Consider the following 22,235-nt stretch of genomic DNA (forward strand, 5'->3'; position numbering starts at 1 on the left):
TTCCGCGGCTCCGTGGGCTACAACACATCCTAGGCGGGCACTATTCCGCGGGCCCGGTAGCGTGGGCAGTGCTACGGTCCGGTCGACTCAGCAGAACCGGAAAGGGCCTCTGACCGGGTTTTTACCGGAGCAGCATCAGCGGCCCAGTCGGCGGAGCACCGGAGCGAGGACGGCGCGCAGCTCCGGCACCCGGAGGAACCAGAGGACCGCGAAGTAGACGAGCGCCATCACGGTGCCGATCGCGGCCATCGAGAGCAGCGGCTCCACGTAGTTCGAGACGGCGAAACCGCCCGCGCGCGTGCCGCCGAGGGCGACCAGGACGCCGTAGCCGGCGGCGGCGGAGGGCACCGCGGCGAGGACGAACTGCGCGAGCCTGACGAGGATCCGCCTGCCTCCGCGGCCGCCGAGCCGGCGGCGCAAGAGGAGGGCCGCCACGAGGGCCTGCACGCAGATGCCGAGCGAGGTCGCAGCGGCGATGCCGACAGCGGTGCGGTCGGCGGGGAGCCGGAGCACGATCAGGTACCCGGCGACCGCCACGACGACCTGCACCAGGGTGAACAGGAACGGCCGCGCTCCGTCGCTCAGGGCGTAGAATGCGCGCTGCATGATGGCGATCGAGGAGAACAGCGGCAGGGCGATCACGTAGGCCATGGCGATCGCTCCGATGGCCTGCGCGTCCGCGAACGAGTCGGTGAAGACGGAGCCGAACGGCACCGCGACCACGACGATCGCGGCGGCGGCGAAGACGAGCATCATCAGCACCAGGCGGAGCGAGGTGGAGACGTCCGAGCGGAACTCCTTCATCTCCCCCCGCGCGGTGTGGCCGCTCATCTTGGTGAAGTACGCCATGGCGATCGAGATCGCGATGACCGAGTGGGGCAGCATGAAGATCAGCCACGCCTTCTGCAGCGCCGCGGCCGAGGGCCCCTCGCCGGACGCGGTGGAGGAGACCTGGCTCTCGACGATGCCGGCGACGATGGTCAGCAGCACCGTGGCGAACGACCACAGCGACATCCGCCCGGCCGTGCCGAGGCCGACGCCCCGGAAGCGGAAGTCGGGGCGGTAGCTGAGGCCGACCCTCCGCCAGAAGAGCATCAGGAACAGCGACTGGACGACGATGCCCAGCGTCGCGCTCCCGCCGAGGAGGGTGACCATCGCCGGGGACCACGAGTCGACCGGACGGTTCCCCTCCGGATCGGCGCCGAACAGCACCATGAAGGCGACGAGCCCGGCGATCACCACGACGTTGTTCAGCACGGGCGCCCAGGTGAAGGGGCCGAACGAGCCGCGGGCGTTGAGCACCTCGCCGAGGATGGTGAAGAGACCGTAGAAGAAGACCTGCGGCAGGCACCAGAACGCGAAGGCGACGGCCAGCTGGTACTGCTCCGGTCCGTAGCCGGGCGCGTAGAGGCGCACGAGCAGGGGAGCGAGGACCGTGGCGGCGATCGTGGTCACCAGGAGCAGGCCGAGCGCCAGGGTCAGCAGGCGGTTGATGTAGCCGCGGCCGCCGTCGGCGTCGAGGCCCGCCCGCACGATCTGCGGGACGAGGACGGCGTTCAGAGCGCCGCCCGCGATGATCGAGTAGATCGTGTTGGGCAGCAGGTTCGCCGTCGTGAAGGCGTCCGCGCCCGGCGCGACCGCGGCTCCGATCGTGTTCGCCATGACGATCGACATGATGAAGCCGAGGATCCGCGAGACCATCGTGCCGGAGGCGAGGACGGCGCTCGCGCGTCCGAGGGAGAAGCTAGCCACGCGGGTCCGATCGCTGGTCGTCGAGATCGGGCTGGACCTCGAGCACGGCGTTCGGGTCCTCCTCGTCCTCAGGGGTGTCGCCTCGACGGCGACGGCGGATGTTGCGGAGGATGCCGGCTCCGAAGACGACGACGAGCGCGATCCCGATGACCAGGGTGCCGACGGTCTCCCAGTCGGCGCGGACGCTGGTCGTCATGCCCGTGGGGGTGCCGATGGGGACGCCCTGCGCCGAGGTCAGCTGCAGGCCGAGGCTCGTCTCGCCGTTGCCGACCCGGGCCTTCACGGGGATGAGGACGCGGCCCTGCGAGCGGGCGTCGATCTCGGTGGTCTCGATCGCCTCCTCGTCGATGTCGAGGACGGCGTTCGAGGTCGAGGCCTGGATGCGGACGGCGATCGGCCAGGGGAGCTCGTTGCGGACGTACACGGGGATGCTCGAGTCGCGGGAGACCTGCAGGATGCTGCCGGTCGCGTCGATCGACACCAGCGAGAGCGTCCGGTCGGCCTCGGTCATGGCCGCGCCGACGGCGTCGCCCCAGCCGCTGCCGTCTCCGCGCCAGGTCACCGAGAGCAGCGCCAGCACGTCGTTGCGGCTCTTGCCCGAGAGCAGCTCCGGCTCCTGCAGCACGGAGGAGAACGCCTCGACCTCGGAGCCGGCGTCGAGCAGGTCGCGCACCCGGTCGAGCCGCGACTCCGACTCCGGCGAGTCGACGACGCTCGCGCCCTCGGTCGCGGGGACGGCGAGGGCGGTGGAGAGGGCGACTCCGCGGGCCCAGGGCAGCGACTCGATCGCGTCGAGGGTCTCGGAGAGGCGCGCGGCGCCGATCGCCGAGCCGCGGCCGAGGGTGAGCACGACGTCCGGCGCGGTCCCCTCCTCCTGCACCTCGGCGAGATCGGTCGCGATCTCGGACATGCGGGCGCGCCACTCGGTGTCGTCGGTGGCGGTGGCGGCCGCGTCGAACGCCTCGGTGAGGCGCGAGTCGGCCACGACCAGGTCCGAGTCGCCGACGGTGGCGCGCGAGGTGGTGGTCACCTCCTCCGGCAGCAGGAGACCGGAGGAGGGGACGACCGTGCGGTTCACTCCGCTGGCCGCGTAGACGTCGAGGTCCGACCCCCGGAGGGTGCCCTCGTCGGGCCACGCGACGCTGCCGAGGGAGGTGCTCCAGTCGGAGGCGAGCAGCGACTCGGTGCTCGGACGCGCCGGCAGGTCCTCGGCCGGCTGGTCGGAGTCGACGGCGACCGTGGGCGCCGGGCTGGCGGTGCCGGGGACCGCGGCGAAGCGGGTGTCGTCGATCGCGTACTCGAAGGAGGTGGGAGAGAGGAGTGCGGAGAGCCCGGCCTGCGCCTGGGCCGAGACGTCGGCGTCGGCGTACGGCAGGGCGAAGCGCTCGTTCGGCACGGACTGCAGCCGGTCGAGCCAGTCGAGGGCGGACTCCGGAGCGGCGCTGCCGAGAATGCGGATCGAGGCGAGGATGCGCGGGTCGACCCCGATCGTGACGCCCTTCCCCGCGACCGCGTCGAGCTGCCGGGTGAGGGTCCCCGTGCCGTCGGTGTAGTCGGCGAGGGCCTCGGCCGAGAGCAGGCCGTCGGCCGTGTCCGGGACGGTGAGCGGGACGAGGACGCTGACGCCGGTCTCGCGCTCCGGGGCCGCCGCGTCGTCGGTCAGCTCGACGGCGGTGCGAGCGGTCGAGACGACACCACCCGGACCGGTGACCGTGACGAGGACGGCGTGGGTGCCGAGCGCGGTCCGGTCGTTGGAGAAGGGGATCTGGTCGACCGGCACGGTGAGGCCGGCCTCGGCGGTGCTGGAGGGCAGCAGGCGCAGCTGGGCGGTCGCACGGACCGGGTCGGTGTCGTTGTCGGCCTCGGCGTCGAGCCAGTCGTGCAGCTCCGCGCGGGTGTCGAGGGTGGCGTAGGAGAGGGCGACCGTCACGTCGGCGCTGTCGATCGCCTCGGTGGTGCCGTTGCGCACGGCGATCGAGAGCTCGAGGTCCTGGCCGGGCCGCAGGACGCCGTCGCTGCCGGCCCCCGCGGTCGTGGTGACGGTGCCGGGAGCGGGCGTCGAGGTCGCCGTCGCGGCGGAGATCGGGGCCGCCAGGGCGGGGGAGGCCACGCCGGTCAGGCCGAGCGCGAGAGCGGCAGCACCTGCCGAGCGGAGCAGGAGGAGGGCCGCCCGCGAGCGGCGGGAGCGGAGGGAGGGGTCGCGCCGATGCATCGGACTCACTCGGCCTCCATGCGGGTGATTCTACGGGCAGCCCTCCTCGGGGCAGGCGGTGCGTCCGCTGTGCACGCGGTTCTCCCTGTAACCCCCTGGCACGGTCACCCGCTGCCGGGACACCCCCCGCCACTAGGATCGTGCGAATGCACAGCGTCCAGACCGCTCTCGAGACCCTCCGCGCGCTCGCGGGGACGCCCACGGTGACGCGGCTGGCGGAGGCGTTCGCAGCCCAGGGCCACGAGCTCGCGCTGGTCGGCGGCCCGGTCCGCGACGCCTTCCTCGGCCACGGCGTGCACGACCTCGACTTCACCACCTCCGCACGCCCCGACGACATCGTGCGGATCGTCGCTCCGATCGCCGAGGCGCACTGGGACATCGGCCGGGCCTTCGGCACGATCGGCGCCCGCGTCGCCGGCGAGACGGTCGAGATCACGACCTACCGCAGCGACAGCTACGACGGGGTGAGCCGCAAGCCCGAGGTCGAGTTCGGCGACTCGCTCGAGGGCGACCTGGTGCGGCGCGACTTCACGGTCAACGCGATGGCGCTGCGGCTCCCGGAGGTCGTCCTCGTCGATCCCTCGGGAGGAGTGGAGGACCTGCTCGCCGGCCGGCTGCGCACCCCCTCCCCCGCCGACCTCTCCTTCGGCGACGATCCGCTCCGGATGCTCCGCGGCGCGCGCTTCACCTCGCAGCTCGGATTCCGCACCACCGACGAGGTCGAGTGGGCGATGGCCGAGCTCGCCGGCCGGATCGACGACGTCTCGGCGGAGCGCGTGCAGGAGGAGCTGCGGAAGCTCCTCGCGACCGCCTCGCCCCGTGCCGGCCTGGAGCTGCTCGTCGACACCGGTCTGGCCGGTCGCTTCCTCCCGGAGCTGCCCGCGCTGCGCCTGGAGCAGGACGAGCACCACCACCACAAGGACGTCTACACCCACAGCCTCACCGTGCTGGAGCAGGCGATCGCGCTGGAGGAGTCGCGGCACCCCGGAGCCGCGCCGGACGTGGTGCTGCGGCTCGCCGCTCTCCTGCACGACATCGGCAAGCCGGCCACGCGGCGGCTCGAGCCGGCCGGAGCGGTGAGCTTCCACCACCACGACCTGGTCGGCTCCAAGCTCGCGATCAAGCGGATGCGCGCCCTGAAGTTCGACAACCAGACGACGAAGGACGTGGCCCGTCTCATCGAGCTGCACCTGCGCTTCTTCGGGTACACGGACGGCGCGTGGACCGACTCCGCGGTGCGCCGCTACGTGACCGACGCCGGGCCCCTGCTCGAGCGGCTGCACATCCTCACCCGCGCCGACGTGACCACGCGCAACCGCCGCAAGGCCGACCGGCTCGCGCACGCCTACGACGACCTCGAGGCGCGCATCGCGGAGCTCGCCGAGAAGGAGGAGCTCGCCTCCAAGCGCCCCGACCTCGACGGCACGCGGATCATGGAGATCCTCGGCCTCGCCCCGGGCCCCGCGGTCGGGCAGGCGTACCGGTTCCTGCTGGAGCTGCGGCTCGAGGAGGGTCCGCTCGGCGAGGAGGTCGCGACGCAGCGGCTCCGCGAATGGTGGGCGTCGCGCTGAGGCGCTGAGCCGGGCCCTGTGCTCGCCTCGCCCTGCGCCCGGGATGGTGCGCCTCGAGCGGATCCGTCCGGCGCGTCGCCGCGGTCCTGTTGTAGTCTGTACAGGTTGTCCACGACCAGACGCACTCGCGTCCGCGGGAGTGGGCAGATGCTACATACCCTCCTGTCACGGAAATACCGTGGCCGTTCAGTCCGAAGGAGGTGGGTTAGTGACGCATCAGTACGAGATCATGGTCATCCTGGACCCCGAGATCGATGAGCGCACCGTCGCTCCGAGTCTCGACAAGTTCCTCAACGTCATCCGCACCGATGGTGGATCCATCGACAAGGTCGACGTCTGGGGCCGCCGTCGTCTGGCGTACGAGATCAACAAGAAGTCCGAGGGCATCTACGCCGTCGTCGACTTCACGTCGACCTCCGCCGCAGCGAACGAGCTCGACCGTCAGCTGAAGCTGTCCGAGGCCGTCATGCGCACCAAGGTGCTGCGGGCCGAAGAGGGCATCGCCCAGGTCGCGGCCGCCGCGAAGCTCGCCGACGAGAAGGCCGCCCGCAAGGCTGCCAAGGCCTCGGCCGCTCCCAAGGCGTAGCGCTCATGGCCGGCGAGACGATCATCACCGTGGTGGGGAACCTCACCGCCGACCCCGAGCTGCGCTACACGCAGGGCGGGCTCGCGGTCGCGAACTTCACCATCGCCTCCACGCCGCGCACCTTCGACCGTCAGGCGAACGACTGGAAGGACGGCGAAGCGCTGTTCCTTCGCGCCTCCGTCTGGCGCGAGTTCGCCGAGAACGTCGCAGGAACGCTGACCAAGGGCAGCCGCGTCATCGCGACCGGCCGCCTGAAGCAGCGCTCCTACGAGACGAAGGAAGGCGAGAAGCGCACCAGCATCGAGCTCGAGATCGACGAGATCGGGCCCTCGCTGCGCTACGCGACCGCGCAGGTCACGCGCGCCTCCGGTGGAGGCGGACGCGGCCAGGCCGGTGGCGGCCAGGGCAACGGCGGTCAGATCGGCGGCGGCCAGGGCGGCTTCGGCGGCGGCGGTCAGGGGGGCTCCGGCAACGCCGGCGGCAACCGTGGCGGTCAGGCCGAGGAGCCGTGGGCGCCGAGCGCTCCCGCCGGTGGCGACGTGTGGAGCACGCCGGGCAGCTACAACGACGAGACGCCGTTCTGAGCCTCGGCTCGGACGCTCTCCTCACCTGAATCACGCCTCCCCCGCACCGCGATCGCTCGCGGCGGGGCAGGGGCGAACCAGAATCTAAGGAAACCACTATGGCTGGAAAGAGCAGCGGCGACCGCCGCAAGCCGATCCGCGGCAAGGGCGCGAAGAACGCGGCCCCCGCGAAGTCGGTCCGCGTGGGTGTCATCGACTACAAGGACGTCGCGACCCTCCGCAAGTTCATCTCGGAGCGCGGGAAGATCCGCGCCCGTCGTATCACCGGCGTCTCCGTTCAGGAGCAGCGCCTCATCGCCCGTGCCGTCAAGAACGCCCGCGAGATGGCGCTCCTGCCCTACGCCGGCAGCGGAAGGTAGGTAACGGTATGTCCAAGGTCATCCTGACCCACGAGGTCGACGGACTCGGCTCGGCCGGCGACGTCGTCGACGTGAAGAACGGGTTCGCCCGCAACTACCTCATCCCGCAGGGCTTCGGCGTCGCGTGGACCCGCGGTGGCGAGAAGCAGGTCGAGCAGATCAAGTCGGCGCGAGCCGCTCGTGAGCACAAGACCATCGAAGAGGCCCAGCACACCAAGCAGGTCCTCGAGGCCAACCGCGTGAAGCTGACGGTCAAGGCCGGCAAGGACGGCCGCCTGTTCGGCTCGGTGAAGACCTCCGACATCGCGAACGCGGTGGCGGCGGCCGGATTCGGCGAACTCGACAAGCGCAAGATCGTCATCTCGAACGCGATCAAGCACGTCGGCGAGCACGAGGCCGTGGTGCGTCTGCGCGACGACATCCAGGCCACTGTGAAGCTGCAGGTGGTCGCGGCCAAGTAAGGCCGCGAGAACGCCGCGGAGGGCGGTGCGACGGGACTTCCGAGTCCCCTCGCACCGCCCTTCGTCGTTCCCGTTCTCCACAGCTCCATCCACATACACCCTCCGGCGGGACCAACCTTCACTGTGGTCTTGAGACTCTTTTCCCCACACACCTGTGGAAAGCAGGAAATGCCTGGTCAAGAGCCGGAAAAAACTTGTTGAGGGCCGCTGATCCCACAGGGTTGTCCACACGTTGCCCACAGTGGGCCCGGCGTTTCCCCTCGGTTCTGCACAGCTCTCTCCACAGGGCGGTTTGCGTGCCGCGGGCGGCGGTCCGTAGGGTGGCGCAGCGCCCCGCGAGGGGTGCGGGCAGGCGCCCGTGCGCCGCTGTCGGAGGTCGCTGGTAGACCGGATCCCGGCACCGGCTCGACCGGACGCGCAGCACCCGACAGGAGGAGGCGAAGGCATGACGATCGCGCACCTGGCGGTACCCGGCTCGGACGGACGGGACGGTCGCGGAGACCGCGGCGAGTCGCGCGGGAACGAGCGGACCCCTCCGCACGACCTCCTCGCCGAGCAGTCGGCGCTGGGCGGCATGCTGCTCTCGAAGGACGCGGTCGCCGATGTCGTCGAGAGCGTCAAGGGCACCGACTTCTACATCCCCAAGCACGAGATCGTCTTCGACGCGATCCTCGCCCTCTACTCGCACGGCGAGCCGACCGACGTCATCGCGGTCACCGACGAGCTCACGAAGCAGGGCGAGCTGCAGCGGGCCGGCGGCGCCGACTACCTGCACACGCTCACCTCGATGGTCCCCACCGCGGCCAACGCCGGGTACTACGCCTCCATCGTCGCCGAGCGCGCTCTGCTGCGCCGCCTCGTCGAGGCGGGCACCCGCATCGCGCAGATGGGCTACCAGGGCGAGGGCGAGGTGCTCGACCTGGTCAACACGGCGCAGGCCGAGATCTACAACGTCACCGGCTCCGAGACGGCGGAGGACTACGTCCCGCTGACCGACGCGGTGACCGTCGCGATCGACGAGATCGAGGCGGCCGCTCACAAGGACGGCAGCTTCACCGGCGTCCCCACGGGCTTCGCCGACCTCGACGACCTGACCAACGGCTTCCACGCCGGGCAGATGATCATCGTCGCCGCGCGCCCCGCGCTCGGAAAGTCGACGCTGGCGCTCGACTTCGCCCGTGCCGCCGCGATCAAGCACAACATGGCGACGATCTTCTTCTCCCTCGAGATGGGGCGAAGCGAGATCGCGATGCGCCTCCTCTCGGCCGAGGCGTCCGTGCCGCTGCAGCACATGCGCAAGGGCACGGTCGACCAGCGCGACTGGACGACCATCGCCTCCACCCGCGGCCGGATCAACGACGCGCCGCTCTACATCGACGACTCGCCCAACATGACCCTCGTCGAGATCCGGGCGAAGTGCCGCCGGCTCAAGCAGCGGGTCGGGCTCAAGATGGTCGTCATCGACTACCTGCAGCTGATGACCTCCGGCAAGAAGGTCGAGAGCCGCCAGCAGGAGGTCTCGGAGTTCTCGCGTGCCCTCAAGCTCCTCGCGAAGGAGCTGCAGGTGCCGGTCATCGCGCTCTCGCAGCTGAACCGAGGCCCCGAGCAGCGCGCCGACAAGCTCCCCGCGATCTCGGATCTCCGCGAGTCCGGCTCGATCGAGCAGGACGCCGACATGGTGATCCTCCTGCACCGCGAGAGCGCCTACGAGAAGGACAACCCGCGCGCGGGCGAGGCCGACCTCATCGTCGCCAAGCACCGCAACGGCCCGACCCGCACGGTGACCGTGGGCTTCCACGGCCATTTCTCGCGCTTCGCCGACATCCCGGCGGTCTGACGTGAAGGGCGCCGCTGCCGTCCCCGAGCCCGTCGACGTCCCGCTGGGCGGCGGGTCGATCCGCCTGGGCCAGTTCCTCAAGTTCGCGGGGATCCTCTCGGGCGGCGAGGCCAAGGAGGCGGTCGCCGAGGGGATGGTGACCGTCAATGGCGAAGTCGATCTGCGCCGCGGGCGCCAGCTCGCCGTCGGCGACGTCGTCGGGTTCGACCGGAACCGCTTCCGCGTCTGCGAGTGAGGGCGGCCACGCCTCGGCGGGTGCGATCGGCCGAGACACCGCGGAACGGATGAGACGCCGCTCAGAGGCGGGCGCGTCGGCGTGTTGAGCGGTGGCTCGGCGCACACTGGCTCCTGGACATCCCGGGACGACAGGAGACGCGCGTGCAGCTCGGCATTCACTTCATGAACTTCACTCTGACCGGGGGGAGTGCGCAGATCGCGCCGATCCTCGGAGCGACCGCGCGGACGGCCGAGGACGTCGGCTGCGCGTGGTTCACGCTGATGGACCACTACTTCCAGATGGAGCACTTCGCGACGAGCGAGGATCCGATGCTCGAGGGCTACACCTCGCTCGGCTTCGTCGCCGGCCGGACGGAGCGGATGCGGCTGGGGCTCCTCGTCACCGGCGTGACGTACCGCCATCCGGGACTGCTCGCGAAGATCGTCACCACCCTCGACGTGCTCTCCGGCGGGCGCGCGATGCTCGGCATCGGCGCCGCCTGGTACGAGCGCGAGCACCTCGGGCTCGGCGTGCCGTACCCGCCGCTGAAGGAGCGGTTCGAGCGGCTGGAGGAGACGCTGCGGATCTGCCGTCAGATGTGGAGCGACGACGACGGGCCGTTCGAGGGGACGCACTACCGGCTGGCCGAGACGCTGAACCACCCGGCGCCGATCCAGCAGCCCGGCCCGCCCATCCTCATCGGCGGCGGAGGCGAGAGGAAGACGCTGCGGCTGGTCGCGCAGTACGGCGACGCCTGCAACCTGTTCGGCACCGGCGCGGACGACGTGGCGCACAAGCTCGACGTGCTGAAGCGGCACTGCGACGACCTCGGGCGCGACTACGCGACGATCACGAAGACCATCACCGGGGGCGGCGATCCGATCGGCGACCCCGACGGCTTCGTCCGTGCGATGGAGGAGTACGCGGCGCTGGGGATCGACCACGTGCAGCTGGCGCCGGCCGGGCCGGATCCGGAGGGGTACGTCGCCCGGCTGGGCGAGGGCGTGATCGAGCGGGTGGCGGCTCTCGGCTGAGGGCTTCGGGACGCACAGCACTCCGACCGGTTCGGGTGCCGCGGGCGTCACCGCTGATCCGCTCCGCCGGCCGGGTCCGCCGTCACCGGCGCGAGGACTCCTGTGGCGGCCATGTCCCGGGTCGTGGGACGCCGTCGGCGGATCCTGCCCCCCGTCAGGGTCGCGGCGTAGACGCGGGCGAGGAGCGCGACCCACGGTTCGAGCCTCCCACCTCGGGTTATTGAGCTCACGCTGACGTGGGCAGATCGCTGGCCTCATGCCGCACGTGTCCTCTCGTACCTCGCTCCGCCGTCATCGGCAGAACCGCAGAAGAGGGGCGATCGGGACGGGTGTCGTCCTCGCCGTCGTCGGCGCCGCGCTCTTCGCCGGCGTCTCGGCGCAGGCGGCCACTGCTTCCGACCTCGGCACGGCGGAGGACTACTCGGTCCTGGCCGCGTCGACCGTGACGAACACGGGGTCGAGCGTCCTGGACCAGAGCGTCGGGGTCAGCCCGCTGACCGCCGTCACCGGGTTCCCGCCCGGACGGACGGACGGAGTGATCCACCGCGGAGACGCGGAGGCGGCTCAGGCCCAGGCCGACGTGGGCACCGCCTACGGACAGCTCGCCTCGCAGGCGACGACCGCGCAGGTCGACGCCGAGATCGGCGGCAGCACGCTGAAGCCCGGGGTGTACACCGCGGCCGGACCGGTCGGAGCGACGGGGACGCTCACGCTCGACGCCGAGGGCGTCAACGAGGCGGTCTTCGTGATCCGCGCCGCGTCGACGCTGACGACGGCGTCGTCGAGCACTGTGGCCCTGATCAACGGAGCGCAGGCCTGCAACGTCTACTGGCAGATCGGCAGCTCCGCGACGCTCGGCACCGATTCGGACTTCGTGGGCTCCGTGCTCGCCTCGGCCTCGATCACGGTGACGACTGGCGTCTCCGTCGAGGGCCGCGCACTGGCCCGCACGGGAGCGGTCACGCTCGACTCCAACGACTTCACCGAGCCGGGCTGCGAGCCCTCCGACGGCGGACCGTCGCCGACGGCTACGCCGACCATCACGCCGACCGTGACGCCGACGATCACGCCGACCGTGACGCCGACGGTCACGCCGACCGTGACGCCGACCGTGACGCCGACGGTCACGCCGACCGTGACCCCGACGGTCACGCCGACCGTGACCCCCACGGTCACGCCGACCGTGACGCCCACGGTCACGCCGACGGTGACCCCGACCATCACTCCGACCGTGACCCCGACGGTGACCCCCACCGTCACGCCGACCGTGACCCCCACCGTCACGCCGACCGTGACCCCTACCGTCACGCCGACCGTGACGCCGACGGTCACACCCACTGTCACGCCGACCGTGACTCCCACCGTCACCCCGACGGTGACTCCCACCGTCGTGCCGACGGTGACTCCGACGGTGACTCCCACCGTCGTGCCGACGGTGACTCCGACGGTGACTCCGACGATCGCGCCCACCGTCACTCCGACGGTGACGCCGACGATCGCGCCCACCGTGGCCCCGACGGTCACGCCGACGACCACGCCGACGGTGACGCCGACCGTGGCTCCGACGGCGACTCCCACCACCACGCCGACCGCGACGCCCACGGCCTCGCCGACTCCGACCGCGACCACAGCGCCGCGACCGGCGCCCTCCCACGCCGCGGTCGTTCCCGTGTCCGGGTCGAACGGTCCCCGCGGTCCGGCTCTCGCCTCGACCGGAGTGGACGCCGCAGCGACGGCGACCGCCGGAGTGCTGGGCCTGCTCGCCCTGGTCGGCGGCGGTCTGATGCTCCTCACCCTCCGACGCCGCGGTGAGCACACCGGCAGCTGATCCCGGCTGATCACCGGCAGCTGATCACCGCCAGGCCGTGCGCCGGACTCCCGAGGGGTCCGGCGCACGTCTGCGCCCACGATCGCGCTCCGCCCGTCTCTCGGGTGTCCTCGCCGATGCGCGCAGGCCCGCTCGTGCGTCGAGACGCCGCTCCGAGCGTCGGGACACCGCTGAGCAGGCGGTGTCCTCCGCGTTCTCGCGGAGGGCGGGGGCGTCAGCCGGAGGACTCCCGCGGCACGAGGCGGACGGGCATGGCCTGCACGCCTGCGGTCGGACGTCCGTGGATCGCGTTCGAGAGCTCCTCCGCGGCGGCGCGGCCGAGCGTGTCGAGCATCATGTCGATGCTCGAGAGCGGCGGGCGGGCGGCCTCGACGAGGAGGTCCCAGTTGTCGAAGCCGACGACGGCCACGTCCTGCGGCACCCGCCGGCCGGTCTCGCGCAGGTGGTCGAGCGTGCCGCGGGCGATCTGGTCGCTCGCGCAGATGATCGCGTCGAGGTCCGGATGCGCCCGCAGCAGCGTCTCGGCGCACTGACGCCCCCAGCTCTCGGACCACTGCCCGAAGAGGACGCCGCCGCCGACCAGCGGCAGCCCCGCCTCCGTCAGCGCCTGCTCGACGCCCCGGGCGCGGTCGTGCGCGGCGGTGTAGCTCGGCTCGCCGTTGACGAGGGCGATCCTCGTCCGTCCGCGCTCGATCAGGTGGCGGGCGGCGAGGACGCCGGCCTGCACGTTGTCGGGCGTGAAGGAGGAGTCGCGCGGATCCTCCGAGGGCGCATAGGCGTAGACGACCGGCACCGGGATGGTGCGGGTGATCGAAGGGCGCGGGTTCGTCGTCCGGCCGAGCACCACGATCCCGTCGACGCGCTTGGCGAGCAGGTTCTTGATGTGGTGCTGCTCGCGGATCGAGTCGCCGCGGGCGTCGCAGAGGAGCACCGACGTCGATCCGGCGCCGAACGCGTCCTCGGCGCCGAGCAGCACGGGGAGCACGAAGCGGTTGTCGAGGTCGTTCGTGAGCATCCCGATGGTGCCCGTACGCCGGGAGTTGAGGGCCTGCGCGAACGGGTTCGGGGTGAAGGAGAGGGCCTCGGCGGCGTCCAGCACGCGCTGGCGGGTCTCGGCGCGCACCTGGTCGCGGCCGTTGAGCGCCTTGGAGGCGGTGGCGATCGAGACGCCGGCGGCGGCCGCCACGTCGGTGAGCGTGATGGTGCCGGTGGGCTTGCGTGGTGGCACCGCGCCTCCGTTCCGGGCCCGGCGGGCCGCCGCGTCGATCATCGCACGACTCCGGCGAAATACCGAAAAGACCGAAAAGGTCGCATCTCTTGACGCGCTGACCGCCCCTGCTTAGGTTTACCCGACAGAAAGTAGTTTCGGCCCGGCGCAGACATTCGGGACGACTGCCGAGGAATCCGTCAACGACGAAGGGATCATCCGTGAAGACGAGGAAGCACGCTCGGGGCCTCGCCGCCGCCGTCCTGCTGGGGACGGCCGCCGCCGCACTGACCGGCTGCGCGAGCGGCTCCGGGGGAGACTCCGGCTCCGCCGCGGGAGGCAGCTACACGTTCTGGGACCCGTACCCCCAGTTCGACGAGTCGTCCGACTGGGCGAAGCTCATCGACTCCTGCGGGACCGAGGCCGGCGTCACCGTCGAGCGCACCGGCTACGACACCACCGACCTGACCAACAAGGCGCTGCTCGCCGGTCAGCAGGGCAACTCGCCCGACCTCCTGCTCGTCGACAACCCCGTGGTCTCGACGCTCGCGGAGTCGGGCATCCTGACCACGACCGCCGAGTCCGGGCTCTCCACCGACGGGATCGACGCGAACATCCTCGCGGCCGGCCGGACCGGCAGCGACACCTTCGGCGTGCCGATCGGCGCCAACACGCTCGCGCTGTACTACAACAAGGCCGTGCTCGAGAAGGCCGGCGTGGACGCCGCCTCCATCACCGACTGGGCCGGGCTGACCGACGCGCTCGAGAAGGTCACCGCCTCCGGCGGCAAGGGCATCACGTTCTCCGGCATCGGCACGGAGGAGGGGACCTTCCAGTTCCTGCCCTGGTTCTGGGGCTCCGGCGCCGAGCTGACCGACCTCGACTCGCCCGCCGCGGTCGACGCCGTCTCGCTCTGGAGCGACTGGCTGCAGAAGGGCTACGCGCCCAACTCCGTGATCGGCAACACGCAGACCACGAGCTGGCAGGAGTTCGAGACCGGCGAGTACGCGTTCGGCGAGAACGGCACCTGGCAGCTGGCCAACGCGAAGGCCTCGGGTATCGATTACGGCGTCCTGACCATCCCGTCGAAGGACGGCGGAGCGGCCCCCGCACCGACCGGAGGCGAGTTCCTCACCCTCCCGGTGCAGTCGGACACGGCGCGCTACGAGACCTCGAAGCAGATCGCCGAGTGCCTGACCTCGACGGAGAGCCTGGTCACGACCGACAACACGCTCTCGTACATCGCGCCGACGGCCGAGGCGCAGCAGGAGCAGGTCGCCGGCAACGCCGACCTCGAGCCGTGGGTCACCGCCGTGCAGGCGGCGAAGGGCCGCACCTCGGACGACCTCGGCACGAAGTACCCGAAGATCTCGGAGCAGCTGTGGGGCGCGGTGCAGACCGTGCTCAGCGGCTCGCAGTCTCCCGAGGACGCCCTGAAGGCCGCCCAGTCGGCCGCCGAATCCGCCACGAAGTAGGACGACCGGGGGCTCCCGCTCCCCGAACGAGGTCCCCCCGGCCGGTGCTCCGCGCACCGGCCGGGGGGACGGGAGAGACCATGACCACTGCCACCGAGACCGCCCGCCTCCTGCGGCGCGGCACCGAGCCGCCGGCCCCGCCCGCCCCGGCCGCCGAGAGCCGTCGGCGCCGCCGGCACCCCGAGGGCGGCCGCCTGGTCGCGTGGGCGTTCCTCGCCCCGCTCGTCGCCTACCTGCTCGTCTTCTACGCGTTCCCGCTCTACCGCAACCTCGAGCTGAGCCTGAAGGACTACACGGTCCGCTCGTTCGTGCAGGGGAACGCGCCCTTCGTCTGGTTCGACAACTACGTCCAGGTGTTCCAGGACGCGACCTTCGGCCCGGCGCTGCTGCACACGGCGGTCTTCACCGGCGTCTCGCTCCTCTTCCAGTTCACGCTGGGGCTGGCGCTCGCCGTGTTCTTCTACCGCCGCTTCCCGCTGGCGAGCACGCTCCGGGCTCTGTTCCTGGTGCCGTGGCTCCTGCCGCTGATCGTCTCGGCCTCGACCTGGTCGTGGATGCTCAACAGCGACTCCGGCATCGTGAACGCGTTCCTGGAGTCGTTCGGGATCGGCCAGATCAACTGGCTCACCTCGCCGACCACCTCGCTGATCGCGGTCCTGATCGCGAACATCTGGATCGGCATCCCGTTCAACCTGGTGATCCTCTACTCCGGCCTGCAGAACATCTCGCAGGACCTCTACGAGGCGGCCTCGCTCGACGGCGCGACCGGCGCCCAGCAGTTCTGGCGGATCACGCTGCCGCTGCTGCGGCCGGTGTCGGCGATCACGATCCTGCTCGGCCTCGTCTACACGCTGAAGGTGTTCGACATCATCTGGATCATGACGAAGGGCGGCCCCGCCGACTCCTCGACCACGCTCGCCACCTGGACGTACCAGCTCGGCTTCGGCTCGATGCTGCCCGACTTCGGACCGGCCGCGGCCGTCGGCAACCTGCTGATCATCCTGGCCCTCGTCTTCGGCCTCGTGTACATCCGCGTCCAGCGGAAGCAGGCCGACTCGTGACCGCCCGACGCCCCTGGTACCTGACGGTGGTCGGGATCGCCCTCACGGCGGTCATGCTGTTCCCCGTCTACTGGATGATCAACGTCTCCCTCACTCCGACCGGCTCGATGCGGAAGGATCCGCCGGACTGGTTCCCGTTCTCGCCCACGTTCACCGGCTACCAGGCGGTGCTGAGCGAGCAGCTGCCCTACCTGGGCACCAGCCTCGTCGTCGGCCTCGGCACGGTGCTGCTGACCGTGGCGATCGCCGCTCCCGCCGCCTACTCGCTGGCGAAGCTGCGGCCCCGCGGCGGTCAGGCCCTCTCGTTCGTGCTGCTGATCGCGCAGATGATCCCGGCGATCATCATGGCGATGGGCTTCTACGCCATCTACCTCAACCTGGGGCTGCTCAACTCGATCCCGGGCCTGATCGTGGCCGACTCCACCATCGCGGTGCCGTTCGGCGTGCTGATCTTCACGGCCTTCATGTCGGGGATCCCCGACGAGCTCACCCAGGCGGCGCGGATGGACGGAGCGAGCGCCTGGCGCACCTTCACCTCGGTGATCATGCCGATCAGCCGCAACTCCGTCGTCACCGTCTCGCTGTTCGCGTTCCTCTGGGCCTGGTCGGACTTCATCTTCGCCTCGACGCTCGACAGCGGCGGGAAGCTCCAGCCGATCACCCTCGGCATCTACAAGTACATCGGCAACAACAACCAGGAGTGGAACTCGATCATGGCGACCGCCGTGGTCGCCTCGCTCCCGGCCGCCGTCCTCCTCGTCGTCGCCCAGCGGTACGTCTCGGCGGGAGTCACCGCCGGCGCCGTCAAGGACTGACCCGTCCCTCCAAGGAGACACCGTGACCCTCACCGCCCCCACCGCCACCGCCCTCGGCGGCCCGGTCGCCCCCTCGCGGAGCGTGCTCCGGCCGCTGCGCCAGGACGAGATCCGCCTCACCGGCGGCTTCTGGAAGCACTACCAGGACCTCAACTCCTCCGCCGTCATCGAGCACTGCCGCTCGTGGATCGAGCGCGTCGGCTGGGCCGGCAACTTCGACCGCGCTGCCGACGGCTCGATCTCGTCCGCCGAGAGCGGCGACGCGCACGCGGGCATCGAGTTCGTGGACTCCGAGGTCTACAAGCTCCTCGAGGCCATGGCCTGGGAGCTCGGCCGGAGCGACGACGCCGGGCTGCAGGAGCGGTACGACGACCTTGTCGCGCGGGTCGCCTCCGCCCAGGACCCGGACGGCTACCTGCACACGAGCTTCGGCCGGCCCGGCCAGCGTGCGCGCTACTCCGACCTGGAGTGGGGCCACGAGCTGTACAGCTTCGGGCACCTGATCCAGGCCGCCGTGGCGCGGCTCCGCACCGGGCACGACGACCTCCTGCCGCAGGTCGCCCGGCGCCTCGCCGACCACGTGCACCGCGAGTTCGGGCCCGAGGGGAGGGTCGCCGTGTGCGGCCACCCCGAGATCGAGCCGGCGCTCGCCGAGCTGGCGCGGGCGACGGGGGAGGAGCGCTACCTCGAGCTGGCCCGCCTCTTCGTGGAGCGGCGCGGGACGGGGACGCTGAAGCCGATCGCGTTCGGCGCCGAGTACTTCCAGGACGACGTGCCCGTGCGCGACGCGGAGGTGCTGCGCGGCCACGCGGTGCGCGCCCTCTACCTCGCCTCCGGGGCTCTCGATGTCGCGGTCGAGACCGGCGACGCCGAGCTGGAGGAGGCGGTCCGCCGCCAGTGGGAGGCGACCGTCGAGCGGCGCACCTACGTCACGGGCGGGATGGGCTCGCACCACCAGGACGAGGCGTTCGGCGCCGACTACGAGCTGCCGCCGGATCGCGCCTATGCCGAGACCTGCGCGGCGATCGGCTCCACGATGCTCAGCTGGCGGCTCCTGCTCGGCTCGAACGAGCACCGCTACGCGGACCTGATGGAGCGGACGCTGCTGAACGCGGTGCTCCCCGCCACCCGCGACGACGGCCGCGCCTTCTTCTACACGAACACGCTGCAGCAGCGCGTCGACGGAGTGGCGCCGGACGAGTCGCGCGAGACCGACCGCGCGCAGTCCAGCCTCCGCGCGCCCTGGTTCTGGGTCTCGTGCTGCCCGACCAACACCGCCCGCACCCTCGCGAGCGTCGAGCTCGGCTTCGCGACCGCCACCGACGACGGGGTGCAACTCCACCAGTACGGCGCATACGAGGTGCGCACGGGAGGCGTCGCGCTGCGCGTCGAGACGGAGTACCCGGCCGACGGCGAGATCGTCGTGCGGATCCTCGAGGACGCGGAGTTCGCGCTGACGCTGCGGGTGCCGCCGTTCGCGCGGGGCTCGGCGCTGCTCGACGGCGAGCCGGTCTCGACGCCGACCGTCACCGTCCGCCGGGCGTTCTCCGCCGGCGACACCGTGCGGCTCTCGCTGCCGATGACGGCCCGCTTCGTCGCCCCGCACCCCCGGATCGACGCGGTGCGCGGCCAGGTCGCCCTCGAGCGCGGGCCGTTCGTGCTGGCGATCGAGTCGCTCGACCTGCCCGAGGGCCTGGACACCGAGCACATCGCGGTCGACGCCTCGGTGCCGCCCGTCGTGACGGCGGAGGGAGCGCGCGTGTCCCTGGTGGCGCGGGAGGCGGCTCCCGGCTGGCCCTACGGTTCCGTGCCGGTGGAGGAGGGGCGCCGCTTCGAGGCGGAGTTCCGGCCGTACCACCGCTGGGCGAACCGCGGACCGTCGACGATGCGGATCTGGACGCCGACGGCCTGACCCGGCGGCGCTCGCGAGAACGCAGAAGTCGTCGCACTCGTGTGTGAGTGCGACGACTCCTGCGGAGTGGCTGCCGTTGCGGCGCCTCGCTCAGATCCAGCCGCGCTCGCGGGCCTCGATGACCGCGCGCTGGCGGGTGTCGACGTCGAGCTTGCGCAGGATCGACGAGACGTGGTTGCGGACGGTGCCGGAGGAGAGGTGCAGCGCCGCGCCGATCTCGCCGATCGTCTCGCCGCGGGAGCCGGCGCTGAGCACGTCGAGCTCGCGGTCGGTCAGCGGGCTGCGCGTGCTCGCCAGGGCGTCGGCGGCGATCTCCGGATCGACGTAGCGGCGTCCGCTCGCGACCTGGCGGATCACCTCGGCGACGTCCTCGACCCGGCGCGACTTCGGCAGGAAGCCGCTGACGCCCGCTCCGAGCGCTCGCCGCAGGACCCCCGGCCGCGCGTGCCGGGTGACGACCACGACCCGCGTCGCGGAGACCCGGCGCAGCCGCTCCGCCGCCTCGATCCCGTCGAGCCCGGGCATCTCGACGTCGAACAGGCACACGTCGGGCTGCAGGCGCAGCGCCTCCGCGACCGCCTGCTCGCCGTCGCGGCACTCGCCCACGATCTCGAGGTCCTCCTCGAGGCGGAGGAGCGCGGCCAGCGCCGTGCGGATCATGTCCTCGTCGTCGGCGATCAGCACCCGGATCACGAGTCGCTCCCCACCGGCAGGCGCGCGTCCAGCTCGAAGGAGCGGCGGACCGCCGCGGCGCGCAGCGTCCCCCCTGCCCGCTCGACCCGCTCCGCCATGCCGAGGACGCCCGAGCCGGTCCCGTCCGCCTCCTCCGCGTCCGGTGCCAGGTCGTTCACCGCCTCGAACCGCCACTCGTCCTGCTCCCGCGCGAGCCGCAGCCGCGCGCTGGAGCCGCCGCCGTGCTTGAGGATGTTCGTCGTCGTCTCGCGGACCACCGGCCCGAGCGTCTCCGCCGGCGCGTGGGACGCCGCCGGGTCGACCTCGAGCTCGACGCGGAGCCCGGCCGAGCGGAGCAGGTCGGCGGCGTTGGCCAGCTCGTCGACGAGCGGGACGCTGCGGAAGCGCGTGGCGAGCTCGCGGGTGCCGGTGCGGGCGCCGTCGACCGAGCGCTGTGCGGCGCGCAGCTGCTCGAGAGCGGCCTCCGGGTCGCTGCCGAGGAGGCGCTCGGCGAGCTCGAGCTGCAGCGCGATCACCTGGAGGTGGTGGCCCTGGAGGTCGTGCACGTCGCCGGCGAGCAGCAGGCGCTCCTGGGCGGCGGCGAGTCGGCCCTCGGCGGCGCGCGCCCGGTCGAGCTCGCGGACGATGTCCCACCACCACAGCGCGCTGACGACCGTCAGGGGCAGCAGCGTCGCGAAAAGCAGGAGGGTCGAGAGCGCGGCCGACGCGTCCGGCGCCGCTCGCGTCTGCTCGAGCACCGCCGCGACCGCGAGGACGATCGTGCAGAGCACCATCACCCGGAGCCGCACCCCGCTCTGCCAGGGCAGCACGGCGACCAGGGTCGCGGCGAGCGAGAGCCCGAGCGCGAGGCTCCCGGCGGCCGTGCCGGTGAGCGCGGCGGCCGCCACTCCGAGGCAGAAGACCAGGGTCGGCACAGCCCGGAGGCGCACCGGGCCCTCGCGGTCGGCGCGCCGGTACGCGAGCGCGGTCGGCGAGAACACCGCGACCCAGGCGGCCGCGCCCAGGAAGTAGGCGCCCTTCCGCCACTCCTCGGCCTCGGCGCTCAGCACCGCCACGGACCAGACGGCCAGGACGATCACCACGAAGGAGGCGGCCGACGCGAGGGTGTACCACCAGGTCACGGCGACGCCGCGGCCCGCGCGCACGGGCGGATCCGCCTCGGTCGAGTTCACCATGCGGCCCAGGCTACGACCATGACACTTGTCACCCCTCGGGCCGCCGATCCTCCCGGGACGCGGTGACCCGGCGGCACTGCCGCGTCGGGCGCGGACACGGTCGGATGGAGGAGTCCCGAGAGCCGGGGCCACGTACCGGAAGGCACGACCATGACGATCATCAGCGACGCGATCCTCGGATTCCAGGACCTGATCGGCCGCGTTCCCGAGCTCGTGCAGCCCCTCGTCGTCGCCGCGGCCGGGGCCGTCCCCTTCATCGAGGGCGAGGGAGCGGCGAGCATCGGGATCATCGGCGGCATCCACCCGGTCGTCGCCGGGCTCGCCGGGGCGATCGGCAACTTCGTCTGCGTGGCGCTGCTCGTGCTGCTGGGCACCGGCGTCCGCTCGGCGATCACGGGCCGCTCGGAGGCGAAGCGGACGTCTCCGCGGCGCGAGAAGTTCCAGCGGGCCTTCACCCGCTACGGCGTCCCGGGCGTGAGCCTGCTGGGGCCGCTGCTGCTCCCGACGCACTTCACCGCGGTGATGCTGGCGGGCGCCGGAGTCGGCCGCGGGCGGATCCTGCTCTGGCAGGGCGTCGCGATCGCGCTGTGGACGACGGTGCTGACGGTGATCGTCGGGCTCGCGGTCTCGGGCGCGACGCAGGCGGGCTGAGCGGGCCGGACACGGTCCTGAAGCGTGCGACCCCGATGGCGCAGAGGCGTCCGCGCCATCGGTCAGCGCCGGATGCGCCGTCCCGGTCCGCCGTCCGGGTCCGCCGGGCCGGCGGACTGCAGGTGGGTGTGCAGGCGGATGAGGGTGTCGCGCAGCCGGGTCTTGACGGTGCCGAGCGGGATCGACAGCTCCTCCGCGATCTCGGAGTGGCTGTACCCGCGGACGTAGGCGAGGTAGAGGACGTCGTGGTGGATGGCGGCGAGCTGCCGGATCGCGCCGGCCGCGGGCGCCAGGGCCAGCCGGACGTCCGAGCGCTCCCACTCGTGATCGCGCGGCCGGTCGAGGACCGTGTACTGCAGCTCCCGGCGCCGCGCCGACCGGTCCGCCCGGGCGCGGTCCACGGCACGGCGGTGCGCGACCTGGGCCAGGAAGGCGAGGACGGGACGGCCCGGGTCGAGCGAGCGCGCAGTGCGCCAGAGCTCGAGGTAGACCTCCTGCGCGACCTCCTCGGCGGCGGCGCGGTCGTCGAGCACGGCGTCCGCGACGGAGACGACCCTGCCCGCGGTGAGCGAGTAGAGCTGCCGGAAGGCGGTCCGGTCGCCCGCGCAGACCCGCAGCAGCAGGGCCGCTGACCGCGCAGAGCCGTCCCCGGGCTCACGCCGCTTGCCCGTCATCGTCGACACAGGGCTCAGCCTGGCACCGCGGACGCGCTCCTCCCGAGGTCGCCCCCTGTGAGGTGGCCCCCGTTAGAGGCTCACTTTCACAGGAGTCCGCCGATGCGCGCCGCATGCCCGCCGATGCGCGG

Annotated in this window: 20 protein-coding genes; 14 read left to right on the forward strand and 6 right to left on the reverse strand. The window is 71.9% G+C overall.

What is annotated here, in order from left to right; translation table 11 throughout:
* Positions 1–135 precede the first annotated feature (135 nt).
* Together murJ and C5C29_RS07335 are read right to left on the reverse strand one after the other, a co-directional pair.
* Positions 136–1,752, reverse strand: coding sequence for a murein biosynthesis integral membrane protein MurJ (gene murJ / locus C5C29_RS07330; protein WP_258062189.1), 1,617 nt, complete (start codon positions 1,750–1,752; stop codon positions 136–138).
* The gene (locus C5C29_RS07335; protein WP_104222689.1) at positions 1,745–3,964 is read right to left on the reverse strand and encodes a DUF6049 family protein; all 2,220 of its coding nucleotides are present in this window, start codon (positions 3,962–3,964) and stop codon (positions 1,745–1,747) included. The genes murJ and C5C29_RS07335 overlap by 8 nt, the downstream gene beginning before the upstream one ends.
* Positions 3,965–4,110: 146 nt before the next feature.
* Between C5C29_RS07335 and C5C29_RS07340 the strand changes: the two genes are divergently transcribed.
* The 9 genes from C5C29_RS07340 (at position 4,111) to C5C29_RS17425 (ending at position 12,441) form a co-directional block, all read left to right on the forward strand.
* Positions 4,111–5,535, forward strand: coding sequence for a CCA tRNA nucleotidyltransferase (locus C5C29_RS07340; RefSeq protein ID WP_104222690.1), 1,425 nt, complete (start codon positions 4,111–4,113; stop codon positions 5,533–5,535).
* A gap of 208 nt (positions 5,536–5,743) precedes the next feature.
* Positions 5,744–6,121, forward strand: coding sequence for a 30S ribosomal protein S6 (gene rpsF / locus C5C29_RS07345; protein ID WP_068207796.1), 378 nt, complete (start codon positions 5,744–5,746; stop codon positions 6,119–6,121).
* 5 nt (positions 6,122–6,126) lie between these two features.
* Positions 6,127–6,705, forward strand: a complete 579-nt coding sequence (locus C5C29_RS07350) for a single-stranded DNA-binding protein (RefSeq protein WP_104222691.1) — start codon at positions 6,127–6,129, stop codon at positions 6,703–6,705.
* Positions 6,706–6,803: 98 nt separating this feature from the next.
* Positions 6,804–7,064 (forward strand): 30S ribosomal protein S18, encoded by a 261-nt coding sequence (gene rpsR, locus C5C29_RS07355; protein ID WP_055784551.1) that lies wholly within the window; start codon positions 6,804–6,806, stop codon positions 7,062–7,064.
* A gap of 8 nt (positions 7,065–7,072) precedes the next feature.
* A complete protein-coding gene (gene rplI, locus C5C29_RS07360; RefSeq protein WP_104222692.1) occupies positions 7,073–7,525 on the forward strand; it encodes a 50S ribosomal protein L9 in 453 nt (150 codons plus the stop codon).
* A gap of 445 nt (positions 7,526–7,970) precedes the next feature.
* On the forward strand, positions 7,971–9,362 hold the full coding sequence (dnaB, locus tag C5C29_RS07365) for a replicative DNA helicase (protein ID WP_104225797.1): 1,392 nt from the start codon (positions 7,971–7,973) through the stop codon (positions 9,360–9,362).
* A 1-nt stretch (position 9,363) separates the two neighbouring features.
* Entirely contained in the window at positions 9,364–9,597 is a 234-nt protein-coding gene (locus tag C5C29_RS07370) for an RNA-binding S4 domain-containing protein (protein WP_104222694.1), read from the forward strand.
* A 143-nt stretch (positions 9,598–9,740) separates the two neighbouring features.
* Entirely contained in the window at positions 9,741–10,613 is an 873-nt protein-coding gene (locus tag C5C29_RS07375) for an LLM class F420-dependent oxidoreductase (RefSeq protein ID WP_374953254.1), read from the forward strand.
* Between the two features lie 265 nt (positions 10,614–10,878).
* Positions 10,879–12,441: an ice-binding family protein gene (locus tag C5C29_RS17425; protein ID WP_258062190.1), complete on the forward strand. Its 1,563-nt coding sequence runs from the start codon at positions 10,879–10,881 to the stop codon at positions 12,439–12,441.
* Positions 12,442–12,655: 214 nt separating this feature from the next.
* Here C5C29_RS17425 and C5C29_RS07385 read toward each other — a convergent pair whose 3' ends face one another.
* Positions 12,656–13,669 (reverse strand): LacI family DNA-binding transcriptional regulator, encoded by a 1,014-nt coding sequence (locus C5C29_RS07385; protein WP_104225800.1) that lies wholly within the window; start codon positions 13,667–13,669, stop codon positions 12,656–12,658.
* Positions 13,670–13,869: 200 nt separating this feature from the next.
* Here C5C29_RS07385 and C5C29_RS07390 point away from each other — a divergent pair, with 200 nt between their 5' ends.
* The 4 genes from C5C29_RS07390 (at position 13,870) to C5C29_RS07405 (ending at position 18,911) form a co-directional block, all read left to right on the forward strand.
* The gene (locus tag C5C29_RS07390) at positions 13,870–15,123 is read left to right on the forward strand and encodes an extracellular solute-binding protein (RefSeq protein ID WP_104222697.1); all 1,254 of its coding nucleotides are present in this window, start codon (positions 13,870–13,872) and stop codon (positions 15,121–15,123) included.
* An 80-nt stretch (positions 15,124–15,203) separates the two neighbouring features.
* On the forward strand, positions 15,204–16,184 hold the full coding sequence (locus tag C5C29_RS07395; RefSeq protein ID WP_104222698.1) for a carbohydrate ABC transporter permease: 981 nt from the start codon (positions 15,204–15,206) through the stop codon (positions 16,182–16,184).
* Positions 16,181–16,999, forward strand: coding sequence for a carbohydrate ABC transporter permease (locus C5C29_RS07400; RefSeq protein ID WP_104222699.1), 819 nt, complete (start codon positions 16,181–16,183; stop codon positions 16,997–16,999). The genes C5C29_RS07395 and C5C29_RS07400 overlap by 4 nt, the downstream gene beginning before the upstream one ends.
* Before the next feature lie 22 nt (positions 17,000–17,021).
* The gene (locus tag C5C29_RS07405; RefSeq protein ID WP_104222700.1) at positions 17,022–18,911 is read left to right on the forward strand and encodes a glycoside hydrolase family 127 protein; all 1,890 of its coding nucleotides are present in this window, start codon (positions 17,022–17,024) and stop codon (positions 18,909–18,911) included.
* A 90-nt stretch (positions 18,912–19,001) separates the two neighbouring features.
* Here C5C29_RS07405 and C5C29_RS07410 read toward each other — a convergent pair whose 3' ends face one another.
* Positions 19,002–19,604: a response regulator transcription factor gene (locus tag C5C29_RS07410; protein ID WP_104222701.1), complete on the reverse strand. Its 603-nt coding sequence runs from the start codon at positions 19,602–19,604 to the stop codon at positions 19,002–19,004.
* Complete coding sequence (locus tag C5C29_RS07415) at positions 19,601–20,779, reverse strand: sensor histidine kinase (protein ID WP_104222702.1); 1,179 nt, start codon at positions 20,777–20,779, stop codon at positions 19,601–19,603. The genes C5C29_RS07410 and C5C29_RS07415 overlap by 4 nt, the downstream gene beginning before the upstream one ends.
* Positions 20,780–20,929: 150 nt before the next feature.
* Between C5C29_RS07415 and C5C29_RS07420 the strand changes: the two genes are divergently transcribed.
* Positions 20,930–21,430 carry a small multidrug efflux protein gene (locus tag C5C29_RS07420; RefSeq protein WP_104222703.1) on the forward strand — a complete coding sequence of 167 codons (501 nt, stop codon included), beginning with the start codon at positions 20,930–20,932 and terminating at the stop codon, positions 21,428–21,430.
* A gap of 62 nt (positions 21,431–21,492) precedes the next feature.
* Here the strand turns inward: C5C29_RS07420 and C5C29_RS07425 are convergent, their stop codons facing one another.
* Positions 21,493–22,104, reverse strand: coding sequence for a sigma-70 family RNA polymerase sigma factor (locus C5C29_RS07425; protein WP_258062191.1), 612 nt, complete (start codon positions 22,102–22,104; stop codon positions 21,493–21,495).
* Positions 22,105–22,235 lie beyond the last annotated feature (131 nt).

The organism is Rathayibacter sp. AY1H2 (assembly GCF_002931985.1).
Taxonomy (GTDB): Bacteria; Actinomycetota; Actinomycetes; order Actinomycetales; family Microbacteriaceae; genus Rathayibacter.